The following is a 20,519-nucleotide window of genomic DNA, read 5'->3' as shown; positions in this document are numbered from 1 at the left end:
TACCGACCCCGGGACGCACGAAAGCGGCCCCGCCCTCCCGAAGGAGAGCGGGGCCGCTGTTCACTGCCAGGGTGTGAGGTCGAGTTCGGCCGGCGGCTCGGGCGCGGGCCCGGCCGGGGTGTCCGGGCCGACCCGCTTGGCCCACCCCCAGATGTCCAGGTAGGCGCGGGTCAGCAGTTTCCGCTGGGTGCGCTCCACCTTCAGTTCCTTGTCGAGCCGGTCGGTGATGGCCAGGAAGTCACTGCGCCGGTTCGTTGATCGGCTCTGCGTCCAGGCCAGCGCGCCGACCACTATCGAGGCCGCGCCTCCGGCCACTGCTCCCCAGTCCATCAGCGGCCCTTCTTTCTCAGCTGCGGCGGCAGCGGGTCGTCCATGCCGGAGACCAGTACCAGGCCGATCGTGTACGCCCCCCATCCGCACGCGGATCCGACAGCTTCCGGGTAGGACGTGGCCGCTGACGCGGCGAACGCGCCCGCCCACAGCCCGGCCGGCACCGCGAGCGCCACGTAGCCGAGGGCCTGCACGCGCGGGCAGTGGACGACCAGTCCGGCCAGCAGAGCGACGGCACCGCAGGCCACCCACATCCAGCCGAGAACGTCCAACGGCACGTACTGGGTGACATCGGAGAGGCCACGCGCGGTGCCGTACCTCGGGTTGCCGACGATGCCGAGGCGCCCGTACAGAGCCCAGCCGAGGCCGACGACGATGAGGAAGGCGCGGCGGTGGGAGAACCGCCGCGCCGCCGCGCTCCACATCAGACGCCCTTGACGAGGCTCGCCGAGTTCTTCGTACCGAACGCTCTGGCGGCCATCCCCTTGAGGAGGGTGAGCGCCGCGGCGATACCAGCGGTGGCCATGGTCTCCCAGAAGGAGGCGTGGAACATGTCGGCGGGGCCCGCGGCCACGGCGACGCCGCCGGCCGCCACGACTGCGGTGGCGAGGGTGCGCTCGGCGAGGTCCTTGCCGTAGGTGGCCGCCGTCTTCAGGACGGTCTGGGCGTCCCCCGGCAGGTTGATGTCGGTCATGGTGTTCCTCTCGGATCAGTCGGTGACGGTGAAGTTGTGCCTGGCGGCGAGCAGCTTGAGGGAGGTCTTGCCGGGCACGCCGTCCGCTGCGGTCCCGGTGAAGCCGCCACCGGCCGCCGAGCGCTGCCAGCGGGCGTAGGCGCCGACGGTCCTGGTGCCGAAACTGCCGTCGACGTACTGCGCGGCCAGCAGGCCCTCAGCCTGCAACGCCTTTTCGACGAGCAGCACTTCGCCCTTGTACGTGGTGTGGCCCTGGGCGGCCTGCGGGTCGTGCTGGGCGGCGTACACCACGTGCGCGAGGCTGACCTTCGGCTTCTGGTCGAGGCCGAGGATCTGCTCGGCCCGCGCGATGATCGCCGCGCGCTGCGCCTTGATGGGGTCGCCGGGGCATCCGGTGTGGCCGCCCCACGCGGCCCCACCCATGCCGTGCCAGCCCAGTCCCTTCCCGTTGGGGTCGTCCGTCGACTCCAGGGGGACGCTGTAGGTCTTGTGCAGCCACGCGAGCAGCTGCGCGGCGTTCTCCAGCTGGCTGGCGGTCAGCTTGTCGCCGGCGTATCCCTCGTTCTCGACGCTGACCCAGTGGGCGTTGCCGTCGGCTTCTGCCCAGGCACGGTCCTTCGTGTCGACGAGCTGGCGCAGGCCACCGGCCTTCGGGTTGAGGAAGTGCGAGGAGGCCTGCGAGGCCGGGTTCTTGAACCAGGCCTCCGACCCGGCCTCGGTGCCCTCCTGGATGTGGAGGACGAGGCCGCGGACCTCGACCATTCCGTCCACGCGCTTGTTCGGGGTGGGGCCTATGAAGGTGGCCCCGGGCATAAGTGCCATGGTCAGGATTCCTCTCCGGTGTTGGCCTCGTCGCGCATCTGGTCGACTGCGGCACGGACGATGCAGTCCTTCGCCTCCAGCAGCTTCCGTAGGCCGGCCGTCAGCTCGGGCCCGTCGGGCAGATAGCCAGTGACGTCGTGGGCCAGCTCGGCGAACGGGGCGCTGAACGCCTGGAGTCGCTCGGGGAGGTGGCTGTACTCGAAGTACTTGAGCAGGTGCTTGGTGCTCGGGTGACGGCCGTCCATGGTCAGACCCCCAGTCCGTCGAGGGTGCTGCGGACGGCGGCCGCGACCTGGGCGCCCGACGGTGCGGTCGGGCCCGGGGCCGGTGTGGGTGAGCCGGAGAGTGCGGGCACCGTCACGTCGCCCTGCTGGGAGAGCAGCCACGTCAGGTCCGCGGTGGTCAGGTAGCCCCACCCGGCGTCACCCCACGAGGTGTTCCAGGAGTTCGGAACCCAGTACTCGCCCGTGGTCGCGTCGTACTTGGAGAGCTCTAGTTCGTGGCCGCCCGCGACGCCGGACGCCCGGTCGAGGAGGATCCGGCCGTCGGTCGCCGTGTCGAACATCGACTTCAGCCACTCGATGCCGATCATCACCGGGCCGGTTTGGAGCGCCGAGTTGAGGGCGGCGATCGAGAACGCGTGCGTGTACGACCCGGCGAGGCCGAGGGCCTTCAGTGCCTTCGCGACGCCGAGCCCGGTCGAGCCGGTGTCGGTGGGCGGGTACTGGCCGGAGATCCCGTCGAGGATCGTCGCCAGCTTGTACAGGCAGACCGCGAACGCCTCGTCGAGGTCATACGTCCCGGCCACGAACACGCCGTGCGAGGCGGCGGCCCCGGCCGGAGTGATGGTGACCTTGGTGGAGGCGGTGCGGCCGGCGGAGTCGGTGCCGAGGATGCCGGTGCCCGCGTTGCCCGTGCAGGAGCCGAGGCTGCCCTGGTCGAGGATCGGGATCCGGCGGGTCCACTCCACGGACTTGATGGCCGACTTGGGCAGCACGCCGTGCGCGTACCGCAGGCTGCGCGGGTCGTGCTCGACGTGCCGGCCGAGCCGGTAGGCCCGGTTGTGCGTCTCAGGGAGGTGGGTGACTTGCAACTGCCCTCCAGGGCATGAAAAAAGCGCCTCGGGGGCCGGGGCGCGGGCGGGGGGGGCGGAATCAGCTGGGCGTCATGTTCCGGGTGGTGTAGGCGGTATAGCCCTTGGTGCCGGTCACGCCGGTGTACTTCGGGCTGAGCAGGTCGACGAGGGCCTGGAGCAGGGCGTCGCCCTCGGCTTCGGTGGCCGGACCTTCGGTGGTGATGCTCACCTGAAAGGCGGTCACGGAATTCGGGTTGAGACGGCCGTTGATGACCCACGTGGTGTCGCTGGTCGATGTCTGAGGAGGATCGAGAGGCATGCGGGATTCCTATGCGGTGTAGGTGGTGACGATGACGATGCCGCCGCCGCCCGTGTTGCCGGCGACCGCGGCCTGGCTCGCGCCGACGGAAGGTCCGCTCGCCCCGCCCCCGTAGAGGTAGCCGTCGAAACCCCCGGAACTGGTGGCAGCCACACCAGTCGCCCGGCGCGTGTTCGCCAAGAAGCTGCTCCCGCCGTTGTTGTACTTCAGCGGGGTGCCTGAGACGACCTGACCGTTGCCGCCGTCCCCGCCGGCGATCCGCAGGTCCCCGCCGGTGCCCCCGCTGCCGCCATTCGCGGCGCCCCCGCTGGCCGAGGCAGTCGCGGAAGCACCCGCGCTGCCTCCGCCCCCGACAGCGGTGATCAGCGACCCGAAGGAGCTGTTGCCCCCGTTGTTCCCGGCGTTGGCTCCGGCCGTTCCGCCCGTACCGCCGGCGCCGACGGTCACGGCGACGGTGGCACCGGTTGCGGCCGGGGTGAGCCAGCCCGCCGCATACTCGCCGCCCCCGCCGCCGGGCGCGCAGGCTGCTTGCCCGGCCCCGGACGCGCCGACGCCGCCCGATCCCCCGCCGCCAGCCTGTACCTGAACGTGCACGATGATCGCGTTTGCGGGCCGTGTCCAGGTGCCCGAGGCGGTGAAGATCTGTCGGTCGACGTTGCCGAAGATGATGCCGTCGGCGGTGGTGGCGAGGGTCTGCAGGTGCTCCCAGAGCCGGGTGTGGTCCGTGGACTGGGGGTAGGTGATGCCCTTCGTGGTGTTCGCGGTCATGAGGAGGTCCGCCTCCAGGAGATCGTGACGGTGAAGGCGGCGGACCAACTGCCGCGCCCTGCGAGGTGGATGTACGGGTCGTCGGAGCTGACACTGATGCCGATGCCGCCGCGGGTGCCGTCGATGAGGGCCTGCCCCCACGACACGGGCAGTGTGAACGTCGTTGAGGAACCGATCGTCAGGCTGGGGCCGCTGGTCGACTCGTTGAGCGTGGGTGCCCCGCCGGGGCGGCTGGTCTGGGAGACGAGCCGCAGGGTCGCCGATCGGGCCGAGTAGTCGCCTGCCGACAGCCTCTTGATCTGTACGGTCGCCCTCGTGCAGGTGGCGCCGGACAGAGTGTGCGGCTTCGACCCGTAGAAGGCGACGCCCGTGTTCCGGCCGTAGGAACTGCCCCCGTAGCGGCCCTGGTAGAGGTCGAAGCTGTTGGTCGGGGCGCCGTCAGAGCGCCAGGAGCCGTCCCGGTAGCAGGCCGTGGCCGTCGGCACGCAGGTCAGGGTTCCGGTCCGGACGGTCGGCTTGGGAGCCGGGGGTGTGTCCCCGGTGTCCACCGGCGTGCTGTCGGCCGGTGGGGGCGTTGTCGGGGTGGAGGTGGGTGCGGCGGGCACGACGTTGATGACGTAGTAGGTGCTGGCGAGGCGCGCCAGGAGCAGGACGTTCCCGGCCGCGATCGTGAGACCGGTCGCCGCGCGCGCGGTGACCACGATGCCGCCGACCTTCACCAGGCAGGCGCCTGAGGAGACCGCGGTCTGTGCGATGCCGCGCGCCAGGCCGGTACCGGCGAGGCTGACTCTGGTGTCGGCGAAGTCTGGCACCGCTCCCCCTACAGCACTCGAAGGATCAGGGTCATCTCGCCGGGCGAGTACGGCAGCGACAGCTGCTCGATCGCGCAGCGGGCGCCGGTGAGGCCTGCGCCGGTGACGGTGAGGATGTCGCCGGTGACCAGGCCCGGGTGCGGCACCATCGTGACGGCGAGCTTGCGGAACGCCTGGCGTCGCAGGAGAGCGAGCTGGGCGGCGGCGGCGGTCCGGCACTGGGCGACGGTGGTGAGCAGGCTCGACTGGTACATGTACGGCACGGGCAGCGGGTTGAAGGCTCCGCCGTACTGGTATGGCGAGGTGCCGCTGCTGTCGTAGACGACGCCCTGGAGCTGGTTGCCGTTGGCGTCCTCGCCCTGGGCGACGACGACGTTGAAGGCGCCGTCCCGGGTGGTGGATCCCTGCCAGCGCACCACCGTGCCGGTGGCCCGGTCGTCGCTGATGGCCAGGACCGCCGGCGCGGCGTCGCTGACGGGCTCGACGAGCAGGAAGCCGTCCTCGGTGACCCGCTCGGCTGCTCCCCACGCGCCGAGGACCTCGGTGACTGCCGCGAGCCGGTCGGAGTCCCATTGCATGCCGAGCGGGACCGCTCGGTCGACCAGGGTGCCGTCGAAGCTCACGGTCAGCGCCGGTTCGATGAGCGCGCGGACGACCGAGGCGAGCGTGTCGGAGGATCCCGGCTGGAATGGGCTGACGAGCGTTGCCTCGGCGATGAGGGTGAGCAGGCCCGCGCAGGTCACCGTCACCGTGTCGCCCTCGGTGCTGCTCTCGGTGATGAGAAACCAGCCCCTGTTGATCCATTCGTAGCCGTTGCCGATGTCGATGCCGTAGTCGATGCGGAGCATCTGCCCGTAGGCGGCGAGCGGGTGGGCGGGGTCGGTGCCGGGGTCCCAGTCGTATCCCTGGTCCCGGCGCGGCACGGTGAGGGTGATCTGCTCCGGGACGGCCAAGCTGCGGTCTCGGGACTCGCTGCCGTCGGCGATGGGGATGCCGTCGGTGAGGAGTTGGCCGCCGAGCCAGGACTCGGCGCGCATGGCCATCGTGTGGGAGCGCTGGACGACGGCGAGCGCGGTGGCGGACATATCGAGCATGTCAGGGTCCGAAGTCGTACTGGGCGATGTCCAGGAGCGTGCCGGGGAAGGCGTTGGCGATGTCCTGGAGCGTCGAGAAGTTGTTCGCGATGTCGGCGAGGGTGAAGCCGGCCGCCTCGAGGACATCCGGCCAGGCCTGCGTCTCGACCGTGTTCAAGTCCCACGACCTGTACGGCGTCTGCCAGTTCCGCTTCTCGTCGTCGTCGAGGAGCGCCAGCCAGTTGTCGACGCCGGAGAGGGTGACCTGCTTACGGATGAGGATCGTGCCCTCAGTCGCGTTGTCGAGGACGTCCTGGAGCGCGTCGCCGTCGTCGTCGGTGTCCGTGGACACCGTGACCGTGGCCTGCGCAGAGCCGCGCTTCTTGCCCTGCACGACGATGCGGCCGTTGATGTTGAAGGTCGTGGCATCCCGGGTGCGCTTCTTGTCGTCCCAGCTCTCGATGAAGACGGGCGCGCCGACACCCCGGATGGCGTCGGAGATGACGTCGCTCGTCACCATCGACGTGATGGGACCCGAGTAGACCGTCCACTGCTGGCCGTACATATCGGTGAGCACCGCGGCGTAGTTGAGGGACACCCCGAACGGCTGCTCGGCGTCCACCCGCAGCAGCGCGCTCTGCCCGGTCACGTCGATACCGCTGGCGGCCCTCACCGCGGTGAGGGTGGTGCCGACCTGCCGGTACAGGGTCGCGGTGACGATGTCGTCACCGGTCAGCCCCGTCGCCGACACCAAATTCCTGGGCGGGAACACCGACTGGGCGCTGGCATTCACGTCCGAGGAGGCCTCGCGCAGGCGCAGCACCCCGGCGATACCGATGGAGGCGCTCGCGAGCGTCGCCGTGATCGTGGGGGCGAGTGTGGCAGTGCCCGAGGAGACCGTGGCGGTGGCCATGGCCGTGGTAGTCCCGTTCCCGGCGGTCACCACGGCGTCCGCCCGTTCGGTGACCGTCCCGAAGGAGACCCCGCTGACCGCGATGGCTTCGGCGGTGTAGGAGTCAGCGTTGGAGGCGACGCCGTAGCCGATGAGGGCGAAGTCCCCGGCCTTCCAGGTGAGCGCGGTCGTGCCGGTGGCCGAGAAAGTGGTGTTGCTGGTCTGGTCGTCGCCAAAGCTGGTCGCCCACCGCCAGCCGGTTCCGGCTGTGCGGGACAGGCTGACGATCCGGCCGGCGATGAGCGACCCGGCCGACCCTGACGGGATGGCCGTGGTCGGGTTGCCGTCGCCGCCGGTGAGGACCCGCACGAACCAGGTAAGCCGCCTCGGGCCGGCGGAAGCACCGAACGTGCCGCCGCCGCCCGAGGTGCTGCCCGCGCGGATCCAGCCGGACGGAGTGGACGGGATGTTGTCGTTCGGGTGCCCTGAGATGACCTGGAGCACAGCCAGCTGACCGGCGGATCCCACCAGCACGGGTGTGATCGTGTCGGTGTGCGTCGCCTGCGCCCCCGTGGTGCCGAACGAGATCGTCACCGCTACCTCCTTCCTACCTTCGCCCGGTAAGCCGTGTTGCTCTCCGACTGCCTGATCATCGGCTTGACGGTGCCCCGGATGACGCCGAGCAGCTCACCCGAGTCCAGGACCAGCTGGCCCGTCAGCTCCTGGGGCTGGTTCGACTGCTGCTCCATGGCTGCGGCAAGTCGCTGCCACGTCGCGTCGCTTCCCGCCCTGCTGCCGGTCACCGGCACGAAGGTGGACGCGGACGCCGCCTTCCTGGCCGTCGCCGCCATCCGCTGAGCGGCAGCGGCAACGTGCGGCCGGTGACGGTCCATGCCGACGACCACGCCGAGCGCGATCTGCTTGCCGACTTGGTCCCGGAACACCTGGCTCGGGCTCTTGATCTTCAGAATCTTCTTGATCTGCTTGACCAGGTCCGTGGCCAGCTTCGCCATAGCCTTGCCCAGTTCTTTCTCCTGGGACTTCAGGCCGCTCAGGAACCCCTTTCCGGCGTTCTTGCCGCTGTCGAACATCAAGTTCGCCATGTCCTTGCCGAACCCGGTCGCGAGCTTGTTCCCGGACGACATCAGCTTGTTGAGCTTGGCGATGTCCTGGGTGGTCACCGACCGGTTCCCGAGGATGGTCGCGAGCTGGCTGCCCGGACCGGCCTCGGAGAGCTGCTCGATCAGGTCCTTCGACGCGCCGCGGGCCTTCAGCGACTTGGTGAGCGTGACGAAGTTGCTCGCGGTCTTCTGCTGGCCGGTCATCTGGGAGATGAGGTCGCCGACCGAGGTGGCCGACGTGCCGCTGATGGACAGGAAGTCCTTGATGTTCGTCGTCTGATCACTGGCGTACTGGTTGGCCGCATTGATCTTCGCCTGGATGCCCGCCCGCTTGTCGGCGAGCGTTTCGAGCCGCGCCCCCTTCCGCTGGATCGACGCGGCGGTGCCGGCGTAGCCAGCGTTCAGGAGCTTCGTCGCCAGGCTCTTGACGGCCGATGCGATCGCCGACGAGGTCCCGGTCGCCAACGTCTTCTGCAAGCCGGTCGCGATGCTGTTGGCGATGCTCGTCTTGGCGCTGCGCTTGGCATTCTTCAGCGAGATCTCGGCGGCCTGGCGCTCCTTCTTCGCCGCCTTCAACCGGGCCTCGGCCGCAGCGACGCCCTTGCGGCGCCGCTCGGCGCGCGCCAGGTCGTCCTTGGCGTCCGCTACCTTCTGCCGGTCCCGGCGTACCCGGTCCGCGGCGTTGGAGATGGTCCCGGACACGTACCCAGGCAGCCGGATGCCGGCCGAGGCCGCGGCCGCCATCGACTGCTGGTGCGGCAGCACGGTCTCGCCGCCGCCGAACTTCACCAGCTCGGGCCCGCGCTCGCCCACCCACGCCCAGCCGGGCGCGGCACCGCCGGTGCCCTTGGCGTAGCCGCCGGGCCTGGTCATCACCGAGATCCAGTTGCTGCCGTACCGGTGCATGGCGTAGTTGACGCCTGCGTAGATCGAGGCCATCGGGTCGGTGATGCCCCGCGACTTGAACGGTCCCGCGTAGGCCGCGAAGGTCGACGGGATCGTCTGCATTAGGCCCTGGCTGGGGTGCCCAGCCTTCGCGTTCGAGTCCCACAGGTTGATCGCGTTCGGGTTGCCGCCCGACTCGATCTGGATGCGCTTGAGGACCGCGCCTTGGGCGTAGGCGGGTGCCCCGAGCATCTGCAGCACCGAGGCCACCATGCCCGACCAGCGGCTGGCACTGCCCCCGCCGCCGCCGAAGCCGAGCGAGCTGGCGATGCTCTTGACCGTCCCGGCCACGCTGTCGCCGACCTTGTAGACGAACGAGCCGACGTCCTTGAACCCCACCTTGAGGCCGGACAGCAGGCCCTTCATCAGGGCAACACCGGCCGGGTGCAGCAGCTGCCGGTCGAGGGAGATCGGACCCTTGTGAGCCTTGATCCACCCGGCGACACCAGACACCCACTTCTGGACGGTGCCCCAGGGCTGCTGCAGGCCGGAGAACAGGCCGCTGGTGACGTCCTTGCCCTTGCCGTACAGCCACGATCCGGCGCCCCGGAAGGCGCCGACGGTCGGGGACTGGACATGAGAGGAGAACCAGCCGCCGATGCCCTTGGCGACGGATCCGGCACCCGACTTGAAGCCGGACACCGTGCTCGAACCCTTGCCGTACAGCCAGGAGCCGGCGCCCGCGAAGGGGGCCAGGGCCGGGCCGATGACGTGGGCGCTGATCCAACCGCCGATGCCCTTCGCGCCGAGGAGGATGCCGGCCAGCAGGCCAGCGACGATGTTGCCGCCGATGCCGATGAACACCGTGCTGGGGCTGTGGATCCCGAACCCGGACTTCACCCAGTTGATGACCGGGTCGACGAGGTGGCCCTTCAGCCATCCCCCGGCGTCCTTGGCCTTGGACCAGATGCCGCTCAGCAGCGACTGCGCCAGGTTGACGCCGACCTGCCAGAACGTGAACCGGCCGAACCACTTGTAGGCGGCGCGGATGAACCGGTTGCTGGAGCCGGGGAGGTGGTCGATCAGGGACTGGCCCATGCCGTCGACCAGCTGACCGGCCTTGCGCTTCATCGCGCGTCCCAGGTCGCCGAGTCGTACCGGTAGGAGGATCAGCTGATCCTCGAACCACTGCGCGACGCGGGGGAAGCGCGAGGCGAAGGCGTCCTTGAACCCGCCAGCTACGCGCCCGACCCAGTCCCGCACGCCGCGCAGGACCGGTCCGATCGACTCGGTGAGTTTCTCCGAGAACGGGATGATCTTCGACCAGGGGATGCGTCCCATCTGTTCGGAGACCATCCGGAAGAACGGGCCCGTGAACTTCTCGCCGAACTTTGCGCCGAGCTTCAGGCCGACGCCGCCGACCTTGCCGACGGGGATGATCGAGATGACGCCGAGGATCACGTCGAACCAGTGCTTTGACCAGAAATCCGCATGGAAAAGCGGGTCGAAGAGCGTGTTGACGACGCCGATGCTGAAGGGCACCGCGACGACGCCGAGTTGCTTTCCGACGTTGACCCAGTCGATCTTCCCGATGGCCACGCCCAGCTTCTTCGACAGCTCGGTGCCGTGGGAGACGATCCACTGGAACGCCGTCCCCAGGCCCTTGCCGACCGAGGCGCCCATCTTGCCCCAGTCGACGCTCTCGATGCCGCCGCTGACCGCCTTGCGGATCATCTCGCCGAACTTCTGCGCCATCGACTTCGGCGGCGTGATCTTCGCTTTCGCCAGCGGCGCCACCAGGCCGGACCCGCCGTGCGGACCCGCGAACTTGCTCGCGTCCGCGATCTGGCCGTTGGCTGGCGCCACCTGCCCGACGCCGTAGTGCGGCATCGGCGCCAGCGCCGGGCCCTTGGGCTTCGCGGACGTCTTCCCGGAGCCCAGGTGTGGAGAAGTGTCCAGCAGGCCGCCGACGAGATCCTTCGCCGACTTCGACGAGCCGGTGAGGCCCGTCCAGAAGTCCCCGACGACCTTCTCTATCTGCCCGAACTCGGACTTGAGCTTCGCTGTGGGAACGATGCCCAGCAGCTTGCCGCCGAAGCGTTCCGCTGTCGGGATGGCCTTGTCGTTCAGGTAGCCGATGAAGTCGGCGACCGGCGGGAGCAGAGCGGTACCGAGCCGGACCGACATGGACTCCAGGCCGGTGGTGAGCCGCTTCCACTGCGCCTCGACGGTCGCGCGCTGCTGCTTGACCGCCTCGTCGAACTTGCCCGCGCTGTTGTTGACCTGGATCTGCTTCTTCTTCAACACATCCAAGTTGTTGATCATTAGGAGGATGCCGGACGACGACCGGCCGCCGCCGAACGCGCGGCTCAGCAGCTGCGACTGCTTCGACGCGGACATGCCGCTCTTGTCGAGGTGATCCTTCAGGAGCTGGATCGCCCCGATGAGACCGTCCTTGCCGCGCATCGCTTCCGCGAGCTGCAGGCCGGTGAGCCCGATCTTCTTCAGCTGCTTCTCAGCCGCCCCGGACGGGGCACCGAGCAGGGAGAAGCTCATGCGGAGCCGGGTCGCGGCGGATGCCGAGTCGATGCCCTCGTCCGTCATCAGCGCGAGTGCCGCACCGACCTGCTGCAGCGACAGCCCGAAGGTCTTCGCGCTGGGCAGGATGCCCGTGCCGATGGCCGCGTTGAACTGCTCCATCGTCATGTTGCCGGCGCCGATGATGGCGTTCACCGTGCTGACGGCCTGGTGGAAGCTGGTGGCGCCCTTGATGCCCGTCCGCCAGGCGCCGGCCAAGGCGTTGGTGGTCTGCTCAAGGTCAGCGCCACCCACGGCCGCCAGATCGGAGGCCTCGCGCAGCGCCTTCATCGCCTGGACGTTGTCCATGCCGACGCTCTTCAGGTGGTACAGCGAGTCGGCGAGCTGCTCCGGCGCCTGCTGCACCTTCCCGCCCAGCGCCAACACCTGGTCGGAGAGGAGCTTGACGTCCTTCTTCGACGCACCTGCCTGGGTGGAGATGTGCGTCATGCTGGTCTGGAACTGAGTGGCCATGTGCACGGAGGCGACGCCCAGCGCACCCACCGCCACCGTTCCGACCGCCAGGCCGCGGCCGATCGCGGCACCGACCCCCGCGGTCCTCCGCTCCATGCTGGTCGCGGCCTCGCCAACGTGGACGAACGTCCGGGAGGCGTGGTCGCGGGCTACGAGGTCGTACAGGACGCGGGTGGTACGGCTGGACACGCGCGCCTCCCTGGGTGGTCAGGCGCGGCCGTGGCCGTGGCGGTTGTCAGCTGATGTCTTTGGCCACCTGGTCGATGACCGTGATGACCTTGACCCGGGTGCGGGCGCCCATCGGGTCCACGGTCCGGAAGAAGTACGGGTGGGGCTTCTGCTGCACCCACACGTCGCTGCCGAACACCGGATGCCGCCAGCGCTTGAGGCCCTCCATGTACGACTGGAGAGCCTTCTGCTTGTCGGGCATCTTGCGGCCGTCGACGCGGATCCGGACGCCGGCGTCTTTCCCGACGGTGCGCACCTCGAGCTTGGTGGCCGCCGCCATGCGGGCCCGCAGTCCGTCCGCGCTGTACCCCCGCTTGGACGGAATCTGCCGGATCGCCGCCCGGACCGCCGGCACCATCGGTGCTGCCGCAGCCCGCAGTTCCTTGCGGAACCGCTTCTTGATCTCCTTGTCGTCCATGGCCCGGAGCTCTCGGGAGATCCGCTTCAGGTCCCGGCCGGTACGCATCGTCACCGCGGCAACCACAGCACCACCTCGATCCTGTTGACCCGGTTTGTGGGCGGTGGGAGCATCCGCCCCACCACACACGGCACGCAGGGGGCGGCGCATGGACGGCGAGGACGTGTACGAGCGAGTTGCCCGGGAGCATCCGGAACTGACCGGCCGGGACCGGCTGTACGCGATCAGGGAGCTGAAGCAGCAGCAGAAGGCAAAGCAGCGCCTAGCGAAGAAGGCCGGCCGCGAGTGCCCCACCTGCCACGATGAGGTCCAGCCCGTCACACCCGCTGCGTTTCAGCTGCTCGCTGGCTGTCTGACGCTCCTCGCCCTCGCCACATTCGCCGCGTCCATCGTGGCTGCCGTCCACCCGTTCGCCGATGCCACCGTGCACGGCGGCTGGGGAATCGTGCTGTGGCCGACGGCCGCCGTGGGCGGATGGACGCACCCCCGTCTGCTCGCCGCGCTGGTCGCCTTCTTCACCCTGTACGCCGCCAGCTGGATGCTGGGCAAGGCGAACGAGCGCGCCGACCGCAAGGCCCGCTGCCCGAAGTGCAACCAGCCGATGCCGCCCGCCTCGAAGTCCTAGTCGAGGTCGGCGACATCCTTGGCGAGATGGTCGGACGTGTCGGCGAGGATGTCGAACTCGATGAGCGTCAGGGCGTTGACGTCTCCAGGGGTGTACTTGAAGTGGTAGGCGAAGGCGCCGAGGTATCGGTAGTACCGGGCGTCGGGGTCGTCCCACTGTCGCCAGGCGGCGTAGGGTCCACCGCCTGCTGAGCCGCCTCCGGCCCCTCCTCGGCCTCCTCTTCGTCTTCCATGGGCTCCAGATGGATGTCCGCGAAGTCGAGGGTGTCCAGGTCCGAGTACCGCAGGCTCTCCCCGGCGCGCTTCTTCGCCAGGTAGATCAGGGACTGCAGGGAGTCCGGGTCCATCTCGTCGATGCCCACGGACCAGCTCGGGATGGTCATCCCCGTGTAGGTCTTGATCTCGCGGGCTTCGGCGAGCAGCATCCGGCCAGGGTCGAACTCGTAGACGGTGCCCTCGACGGTCAGCTTGAACACTGCGCAGTTCCTTCGGATCAGAGGGTCGCGTCGGCGGACACGATGCGGACCTGGATGGGCGGGTTGGTCTCGTCGCTGTACGCCTCGAAGTCGCAGCTCATGGACACGATGTCCGCGCCGCCCACGTTCGGGGCGGCTCCCTTGAGCTTCACCGCCGGGAGGATGATCTCCAGGGTGTCGTTACTGCCGGAGGCGCCGATCGGGTCGCCGGTCAGCGCGAGCACGAGCGGCAGCGTGTCGTTCGCGGTGTAGTGGTCGTACAGCTCGGCTTTGTTGAACTCGGCGGACAGCGTTCCCGTGATGGTCGGGGTGTCGTTCTCCAGCTGCTCGGCCTTCAGGCCGGAGTTGCCGATGCCGAACCGCTCGCCGGCCATGGGGGCGGCGCCCTGCACGGTCACCTGGGTGACGACCGTGGCGACCGCCGTGTTCCCGGTCACCGCGGTCTTGCCGCTCGTCGTGGCGGCGGTGCCGCCGAGCTTCAGGGTGGCGTTGGCGAAACTGAAGACCTTCGCCCCGGACACGTAGGAGGCGGCGGCCAGGGCGGTCCCGGTGTCCTCGCTCCGGCCGTCGACGGTGAGCTTCAGCTGCGGGATGCCGTTGTCGGAGACCGTGAGCTCCCACTGCCCGACCTTGCACCCGGCGTAGGTGAACGGCCGCACGGTGCCGGTCGACGGCTCGGGGCGGCCCACCTGGAGGGTGAGGCCCTTGCCACGGAAGTCACCCGGCGTGTGCACCTGCTCGTAGGCCGGTGTCGTCAGCGCCGTCGGGGTCGTCACCGTCGAGGCGAGGGCGTGCTTCCACAGCAGGCCCATGCCCTTGGTGGCGTGCTCCAGGGTGACGTCACCCGACACGCTCCGACGGGAGATGGACACCCGGGAGGCACGCTTGTACTTCAGACCCGCCCGCAGCCCCGTCGGCTCCAGGAACGTCGGGTCCAGCTTGAGGGACTCGTCGAGGAACTCGAAGGCATGGTCCGGGGTGACCGCGGTGCCCCACGTCGTTTCCGCGCCCGCCATGAACTGTGCGTCGAGACCGGATCCGGTGGCCATCAGACGTCACCGCCCTTCTCCTCGTCGGCGGCCTTCGCCGCGGTCGTCGTCTTCTTCACGGCGGGCACCTCGACTGCCCAGCGGGACTTCGGGAAGGCGCGGGCCGCATCGCCCTCGCCGCAGATGTAGGCGTCGTCGGTCTCCGCCACGGGACCGGCGACGGTGACAACCTGGTCGGCGTCCACCGGCAGGCTGTTCGGGCTGTCCGGGGGCGCGTACAGGTGCACGGCCTCCCCGAGGTTGCGCAGGCGTACAGCGCCCATCGGTCTCTCCTAGATTCGGGTGGTGCAGGTGACGGTGAACGGGAGGCGCCCCTGGATGCCGTCGGGGGTCTGCGCCTGGTGGAAGGTGTGCTCGGTGACCGCGCACACGGTGGGCGTCGAGAATCCGAGCGACGGGTCGTTGCGCAGCACGTTCTCGACGGCGGCGAAGATCTCGTAGGTGCGGCTCCGGCAGCTGCGGACCTCGGTGGAACCCCGCTCGACGACGATGGCGCACGTCAGGGTGATGTCCTCGTTCTTCTTCTTGGCGCCGAGGCCCGCCCACTCCTGCTGGGCGGTGGCGGCGATGAAGTCGCCTTCCTGGTCGCCGTCGTAGCCGACGAACAGCCACTCCAGGGCCGCGGAGTCGGTGACGAGCGGCCCGTCGACCACCTTCACACTGGCCAGGTCGGACGATGCCGCCAGCCTCGGCACGAGAGCGTCGATCAGGTCCGGTACTCGGGACGTGCCCATCTATCCCACCACCGGTCTCGGTGCGCCGAGCCACTCCAGCGCCTTGCGCGGGATGGCGTAGTAGAACTTCGGGTGGACCTCTTCGGGCCCGATGACGCCGCCGCGGACCGGGCCGCCCTTGCCGCGTTGCGTCTCCCAGGCGTGCTGGAGGATCACCAGCGCGCCCCGCTTGTACCGGCCGGGCACCGTCTCGTACCCGGCCCTGTACACCGCCTCGACGAGCCCGGACACGGGAGGGCCCGACAGCACCCTCACCAGACCCGTGTCCTTGTCGAGCCGCATCTTCGACACGTCCCACGTCATCGACCCCACGACCGCCGTGACCGAGGTCAGCGACACCACCGGTGCGTTCCACAGCCGGAACCGGTGCGCGTGCCTGAGATCCAGATCCTCGCGGATCTCCCGCAGTTCGATGACCTCGTGCTTGTACTCCTCGACGACCCCGGTGATGGAGTCGACGTAGTCCTGCAGCCACTCATCGGCGCTGGTGTCGTCGGCGGCGATCCGTAGCTGTGCCTTGGCCTCGGCGAGAGTGACGATCGACATGACGCCTCACCCCTGGGCGGCCGCGTACTGCTCGTACACCGCGTCCGGGATCTTGCCGCGTGCCGGGACGTCGACGCCGTTCTCCGCCGCCCAGGCGCGCACAGCCTTCGGATCCGGCTTCGCCCCGCCCTCCGTCTGATCGTCGGCCGGCCCCTGCTCCGCAGGTGCTGACTCGGCCGGGCCTGCGGCGTCGTCCACCTCGAAGGTGACGAAGACCGGCTCGAACTCCTGCTGGTACGCGTCGAGGATCGGGTGTCCCTCCCGGGCGTACACGTCCTCGCCGAGGGTCAGCGTGCGGCCTTCCCAGGACAGCACGCTGCCCGGCTTGGCCCGCCAGATCTGGCCTGCCATGGGCCACTTCCTTTCTTCCGGAAGGGGCCCCGTCTGGTGGACGGGGCCCCACGGTGGCGGATCAGGTCGGGCTGACGACGTTCAGGCAGCGCAGCGCGTTCGGCACCAGGATCTTGGAGTTGTTGCTCCAGATGGCGTAGATGCCGCGCTGGCCGGTCGGCCGCCGGTTCGGGCCGAACAGGTGCGGCACCAGCTCGATGCTCATGCCGATGCGGTCGACGATCAGGAACGCCTTCTTGAAGTCGCCGAAGAGCAGCACCAGGTTGGCGCCGGCGCCGCTGGACTCGATCGTGCCGTCCATCGCGGTCGCCTCGTAGGCCGGGTATCCGGCCAGCTCGGGCGGCATTCCGCCGCCCAGACGCGCCCAGATGTCACCGGCGAGACCAGCCTTCGACTGGGCAGCAGAGCGGATCTTGTTGTAGATCGCCTTGTTGGCCAGCCAGGACGCCTTCGGCCGGAACCGGGCGCCGAGGGACTGCTCGATGTTGAAGACGTCGTCCGGGACGGTCAGCACGCCGGCCGAGCCGACCTGTCCGACCTTGCTGCCGGACGGCAGGGTGCCGATGACGCCGCCCGCGTTGGTGCCTGTGCCGTCGCCGAGGACGAACGAGGACGCCTCCTCGATGTCCTTCGCGTCCTGGAGCAGCGCGGTCATCTCGCTGCTGAGGGCCGCCCAGGACCGCTGGAGCTCCACGGTGAAGGGCACGAAGCCCTGCACCCGCTCGGTGCCGACGCTGGGCTGTGCCAGGGTCGGGGAGTTGTCGGCTGCCTCGTCGCCCTCGGCGCCGCGGGTCACGGTGACACCGGCCGAGGTGACGCCTTCCCACACCTTGCCGGTGATCTGCTCGACCCGGGCGATCTGCCGCAGCGGGTTGATCGCGCCGTCGCTGGTCAGGATGACCGTGGGGTCGAGCTGGAACGGCACGGCGTAGCCGCCGGACGCGTCCACGCCCAGCGACAGGGCCCGGGACTCCTCGGCGGACAGGGCGTTGGCGTTGAGCTTCATCACGAGCTTGCCGAACGCCCTCGAGTACAGCGGGGACCCGGTCGTCAGCATGCGCCGCGCCAGGGTGCCGTCCTCGTCGTCCACCGTGTCCAGCAGGTGGGCGGCGCGCGACTGCGCGGCTTCCCGGTCCTCGGCGCCCGGGTAGGCGCTGACCTCGATCGCGCGCATCGCCCGGTCCCGGTACAGGGCGGGCAGCTCGTCGATGCTGCGGGCCTGCTGCCGAACCTCGGCGAGGTCGTAGATGTTCTCCGGGCGCCGGTGGAACGCCGGGGACTGGCGGCTGCCGGTGCTGCGGGTGCCGGCCGTCAGGTCGACGCGCTCGGTCGCGCCCGGCTGCCCGGCGAGCGCGCGCAGCTGCTCGGCGCGCGCGTTCGCGGCCTCGATCGCCCGGTCGTGCGACGCGTACTCGTCGCTGATGGTGTCCCACTCGGTCTGAACGTCCTCGGGGAGCGTCGCCCCCGAGTGCTCGTTGTCGATCTCGGCGAGCCGCGCCCGGATCTCACTCTGGCGCGCGGTCCGCTCCTCGACCGTCATCCTCTCGTCGGGCATGTTCCTGTCCTGTCTCGTAGAGCGGTTGGTGGTGGTCGCCGAGTGCGTGTGCGGCTCGGGTGCGGCTCCGGCTGGCGTCGTAGCGCGTCCGCTGGCGGCTCCAGCGGCCGCCGGGGCGGCTGGAGTGCTCGTAGACGGCGTCGAACCGCCGCTCGAAGTGCTCTTCTTGGCGTCGTCGAGGTGTGCCTGGAGGTGCGCCTCGACGGCTGCCCGGTCCCTCTCGGGAATGTCGGACTGCGGCAGCCGGGACAGGGCGTCCCGCACGGCGTGCAGATTCGCCGGGCCCGGCGTGCCGTCCGCGCTGACCTCGTGATGCGGCAGCTTCCAGGCGTCCTTGGCGTCGGGCAGTCCGTCGTCGTTGTCGGCGTCGGATGCGCTGGAGTTGTACCAGGCGAACACCTTCAGCCAGTTCTTCTGGTCGTCTGGCTTGAGCCGGGCCACGGCGGCGGGGCCGTCCCAGGCGGTGTCGACGAGCGAGGTGTGGTGCACGGGGATAGCGGAGCGGCTGGCGCCGTCCAGCGCCCCGTCGGCCGCGCGGACCCCGACGATCGCGGCGTCGGCGTAGGCCGGGATCGGGGTCGGCCCGTACTCGATAAGGGCGATCTCCTGCCGGGTCACCAGCGTGCGCTGCCCGGTCGACCGGTTCGGCAGATACGGGCCCCGCGGGTCGGACTTGATGAACCGGCCGGTGAACGACTGCCCCGTGATGTCGCCGTTGCGGATCGACTCCAGGACATCGTCGGCCAGGGCCGTCTTGTTGTACCGGGTCACGGTCAGCAGGCCGCGGCCGTCCGCCCGGACCTCCAGCGGCGTCCCGATCGGGACGCTGCCGCGCTCCGACGGTGTGCCGTGCAGGGTCCGGGCGTGGTTGTAGAACACGCCGATCTTCCCCGCGCGTTCCTGGATGGTCTTGTCGAACGCGCTGCGGCCGATCTGCTCGTCGTACTCGCCGTCCTGGTCGACGATGTGCGCGGGCGAGTCGAACACCGCGGCGTAGGCGGTCACGGTGCGGCCGTCGCCGCCGGCCCGGATCTGGATGTCGTCGAGCGCGAACACGCGCGAGTACAGGTGTGCGCCGTCCGTCACGGTCCGGCTCCTTCCGCTGGGGCGCCCGGGCCGCTCTGGCTGGGCGGTGTGGCAGGGGCGTTCGGGTTGAAGGGCTCCTGGCCGTTCGTGGGCGGCTGCAGCTGCACGCTCGTCAGCCCGGTGTGCTTGAGCAGGCTCATGTCGTTGTTGAGGACGGCCGCGGTCGCCGACTCGGCGGTGAAGCCGTCCCTCACCAGCGCGGTGATGGTCTGCGCCTGCGTCTGCTGGATCCGGGCCAGGACCTCGGCGTCCTCCCGCATGAACGCCACCGACCGGGTCGTGTACCAGAGCGACGACCCGGAATCCGGCGGCGTCAGCAGCGGCTCGAGGGACGACGCGGCGTTCGACCAAAGGTGCTCCAGGGTGCCGTCGGACAGCCGCCGCCGAGCCGAGTTGAAGTTCCCGGCGTTCAGCGCGCTGCCCTGGAGGCCCTCGGAGAAGCCGACCCACGAGGGCGGGACGCCGGCCGCCGCGGCGAGCCGGGATTCCCCCTTGCCCTGGGTGGCGGCGAAGTCGAGCTGGCGCATGTCCGCGCCGATGACCGAGGGGTCCGCGCCGCCGCCCATGTACAGCGTCCGGTAGGCGTTGGCGACGCCCCGGTGGTCCTCTTCCATCAGCTCCTTGAAGTCGCGGACCTGCTGGAGGCTCACCGACGGGTCGAACTTGATCGCGATGTTCGGGGTCGCGGCGTTCTGGAAGAAGCGGGCCTTGTGCTCGGTCGCCATCCCGTCGGCCTGCATCTCCCGCAGCACCGGCGTGATCCACGACATGCCCAGGAACGAGAAGTCCGGGTCCGGGATGGGTGCGTAGTGCGCGATCCGGCCGTTCGACCCGTCCGCCGGGTAGAACCGCATCGGCATGTTCGGCGCGTCGTAGATGTAGCCAGCCACCTCGACGTCCGGGGCCTGCGAGGGATACTCCTCGTCGGTCTGCGACCCCAACACGATGATCACCCAGTGCGGGTGCAGGACGTTCACCCGGTCCGCGGTCGTGCGGCGGATGTACGAGTTCCCGGCGGCCGAGACGTTCAGTTCCATCCGCGCCAGCAGGTCACCGGTCGTGCCGCCCGGCCAGGGCCGCTCCAGCAGCCCCAGCTCCGGCGAGCCGAACAGGTCCGTCGGCGCCCCGCCGGAGAACCGGGTCCACTGGAACCGGGCCTGGCTGAACAGCTGCAGCCGGGCCAGCACCAGCGAGAAGACCGGGCCGTTCATCTTGATCGCGGCCGACGTGGTCAGGCCCACGCGCTCTTCGTCGATGCTGCTCATGGTGGTCTGGACGACCGGGTAGTCCAGACCACCGAAGCCGAAGTAGTTCGCCCACGTGTCCAGGTCAAGCGGCGCATCCGACCGCTGCCGCCCGGGCAGCGCGGAGTTAACCCGTTCCAGCAGTCCCACGCCGCGCCTCCTGCCATCCAAGCCGTACCGCAGTCGCCGTCCAGACGACGGCCAGCCACAGCACCGCGAAGCCCTTCGCTGTCAGCCAGCCCAGACCGAACAGGACACCGGCCAGCGCGCTCAGCACCGTCCGCCAGAACCGGACCTCCCGCGCCTGGCTGGTGATCCGCTCCACCTCGGGCACCCGGTCCGTCCAGGTCACAGCCACGTCATCGC

General features: G+C 69.7%; 23 protein-coding genes. 1 reads left to right on the top strand and 22 read right to left on the bottom strand.

The annotated features are described in order from the left end of the window. Positions 1-60: 60 nt before the first annotated feature. From AB0958_RS09955 to AB0958_RS09895, 13 genes are all read right to left on the bottom strand, one after another. Positions 61-330, bottom strand: a complete 270-nt coding sequence (locus AB0958_RS09955) for a hypothetical protein (protein ID WP_366889866.1) — start codon at positions 328-330, stop codon at positions 61-63. Beyond that, positions 330-755 carry a hypothetical protein gene (locus AB0958_RS09950; protein ID WP_366889865.1) on the bottom strand — a complete coding sequence of 142 codons (426 nt, stop codon included), beginning with the start codon at positions 753-755 and terminating at the stop codon, positions 330-332. Before AB0958_RS09950 ends, AB0958_RS09955 begins: the two co-directional genes overlap by 1 nt. Beyond that, a complete protein-coding gene (locus AB0958_RS09945) occupies positions 755-1,024 on the bottom strand; it encodes a hypothetical protein (RefSeq protein WP_359358748.1) in 270 nt (89 codons plus the stop codon). The genes AB0958_RS09950 and AB0958_RS09945 overlap by 1 nt, the downstream gene beginning before the upstream one ends. A gap of 15 nt (positions 1,025-1,039) precedes the next feature. After that, on the bottom strand, positions 1,040-1,846 hold the full coding sequence (locus AB0958_RS09940; protein WP_366889863.1) for an N-acetylmuramoyl-L-alanine amidase: 807 nt from the start codon (positions 1,844-1,846) through the stop codon (positions 1,040-1,042). Positions 1,847-1,848: 2 nt separating this feature from the next. Continuing rightward, positions 1,849-2,091: a hypothetical protein gene (locus AB0958_RS09935; RefSeq protein WP_366889861.1), complete on the bottom strand. Its 243-nt coding sequence runs from the start codon at positions 2,089-2,091 to the stop codon at positions 1,849-1,851. Between the two features lie 2 nt (positions 2,092-2,093). Next, positions 2,094-2,939 (bottom strand): C1 family peptidase, encoded by an 846-nt coding sequence (locus tag AB0958_RS09930; protein ID WP_366889860.1) that lies wholly within the window; start codon positions 2,937-2,939, stop codon positions 2,094-2,096. Between the two features lie 61 nt (positions 2,940-3,000). Further along, entirely contained in the window at positions 3,001-3,240 is a 240-nt protein-coding gene (locus AB0958_RS09925) for a hypothetical protein (RefSeq protein ID WP_366889858.1), read from the bottom strand. 9 nt (positions 3,241-3,249) lie between these two features. After that, the gene (locus AB0958_RS09920; protein ID WP_366889857.1) at positions 3,250-4,008 is read right to left on the bottom strand and encodes a hypothetical protein; all 759 of its coding nucleotides are present in this window, start codon (positions 4,006-4,008) and stop codon (positions 3,250-3,252) included. Beyond that, positions 4,005-4,820 carry a hypothetical protein gene (locus AB0958_RS09915; protein WP_366889856.1) on the bottom strand — a complete coding sequence of 272 codons (816 nt, stop codon included), beginning with the start codon at positions 4,818-4,820 and terminating at the stop codon, positions 4,005-4,007. Before AB0958_RS09915 ends, AB0958_RS09920 begins: the two co-directional genes overlap by 4 nt. Positions 4,821-4,828: 8 nt before the next feature. Then, positions 4,829-5,914: a DUF5047 domain-containing protein gene (locus AB0958_RS09910; protein WP_366889855.1), complete on the bottom strand. Its 1,086-nt coding sequence runs from the start codon at positions 5,912-5,914 to the stop codon at positions 4,829-4,831. 1 nt (position 5,915) lies between these two features. Continuing rightward, positions 5,916-7,379 (bottom strand): hypothetical protein, encoded by a 1,464-nt coding sequence (locus tag AB0958_RS09905; RefSeq protein WP_366889854.1) that lies wholly within the window; start codon positions 7,377-7,379, stop codon positions 5,916-5,918. A 2-nt stretch (positions 7,380-7,381) separates the two neighbouring features. After that, on the bottom strand, positions 7,382-12,031 hold the full coding sequence (locus AB0958_RS09900) for a phage tail tape measure protein (RefSeq protein WP_366889853.1): 4,650 nt from the start codon (positions 12,029-12,031) through the stop codon (positions 7,382-7,384). A 46-nt stretch (positions 12,032-12,077) separates the two neighbouring features. Beyond that, entirely contained in the window at positions 12,078-12,542 is a 465-nt protein-coding gene (locus tag AB0958_RS09895) for a hypothetical protein (protein ID WP_366889852.1), read from the bottom strand. A 94-nt stretch (positions 12,543-12,636) separates the two neighbouring features. On the opposite strand from AB0958_RS09895, the gene AB0958_RS09890 reads away from it, so the two are divergent. Next, positions 12,637-13,113 carry a hypothetical protein gene (locus AB0958_RS09890; protein WP_366889851.1) on the top strand — a complete coding sequence of 159 codons (477 nt, stop codon included), beginning with the start codon at positions 12,637-12,639 and terminating at the stop codon, positions 13,111-13,113. A 67-nt stretch (positions 13,114-13,180) separates the two neighbouring features. Here the strand turns inward: AB0958_RS09890 and AB0958_RS09885 are convergent, their stop codons facing one another. From AB0958_RS09885 to AB0958_RS09845, 9 genes are all read right to left on the bottom strand, one after another. Beyond that, positions 13,181-13,588 carry a hypothetical protein gene (locus AB0958_RS09885; protein WP_366889850.1) on the bottom strand — a complete coding sequence of 136 codons (408 nt, stop codon included), beginning with the start codon at positions 13,586-13,588 and terminating at the stop codon, positions 13,181-13,183. Between the two features lie 17 nt (positions 13,589-13,605). Beyond that, the gene (locus AB0958_RS09880) at positions 13,606-14,637 is read right to left on the bottom strand and encodes a phage tail tube protein (protein WP_366889849.1); all 1,032 of its coding nucleotides are present in this window, start codon (positions 14,635-14,637) and stop codon (positions 13,606-13,608) included. Next, positions 14,637-14,900, bottom strand: coding sequence for a hypothetical protein (locus AB0958_RS09875; RefSeq protein ID WP_366889848.1), 264 nt, complete (start codon positions 14,898-14,900; stop codon positions 14,637-14,639). Before AB0958_RS09875 ends, AB0958_RS09880 begins: the two co-directional genes overlap by 1 nt. Before the next feature lie 9 nt (positions 14,901-14,909). Next, the gene (locus AB0958_RS09870) at positions 14,910-15,371 is read right to left on the bottom strand and encodes a hypothetical protein (protein ID WP_366889847.1); all 462 of its coding nucleotides are present in this window, start codon (positions 15,369-15,371) and stop codon (positions 14,910-14,912) included. Further along, positions 15,372-15,917: a hypothetical protein gene (locus AB0958_RS09865; protein ID WP_366889846.1), complete on the bottom strand. Its 546-nt coding sequence runs from the start codon at positions 15,915-15,917 to the stop codon at positions 15,372-15,374. Positions 15,918-15,923: 6 nt separating this feature from the next. After that, positions 15,924-16,268: a histone-like nucleoid-structuring protein Lsr2 gene (locus AB0958_RS09860; protein WP_366889845.1), complete on the bottom strand. Its 345-nt coding sequence runs from the start codon at positions 16,266-16,268 to the stop codon at positions 15,924-15,926. Positions 16,269-16,329: 61 nt separating this feature from the next. After that, positions 16,330-18,909, bottom strand: coding sequence for a phage major capsid protein (locus AB0958_RS09855; protein WP_366889844.1), 2,580 nt, complete (start codon positions 18,907-18,909; stop codon positions 16,330-16,332). Continuing rightward, the gene (locus tag AB0958_RS09850) at positions 18,906-20,303 is read right to left on the bottom strand and encodes a phage portal protein (RefSeq protein WP_366889843.1); all 1,398 of its coding nucleotides are present in this window, start codon (positions 20,301-20,303) and stop codon (positions 18,906-18,908) included. The genes AB0958_RS09855 and AB0958_RS09850 overlap by 4 nt, the downstream gene beginning before the upstream one ends. Further along, the gene (locus AB0958_RS09845; RefSeq protein WP_366889841.1) at positions 20,281-20,511 is read right to left on the bottom strand and encodes a hypothetical protein; all 231 of its coding nucleotides are present in this window, start codon (positions 20,509-20,511) and stop codon (positions 20,281-20,283) included. The genes AB0958_RS09850 and AB0958_RS09845 overlap by 23 nt, the downstream gene beginning before the upstream one ends. Positions 20,512-20,519: the final 8 nt, after the last annotated feature.

This window comes from Streptomyces sp. NPDC006655 (assembly GCF_040703965.1).
Classification (GTDB): Bacteria; Actinomycetota; Actinomycetes; order Streptomycetales; family Streptomycetaceae; genus Streptomyces.
This window is presented reverse-complemented; position numbering and strand designations above follow the sequence as displayed.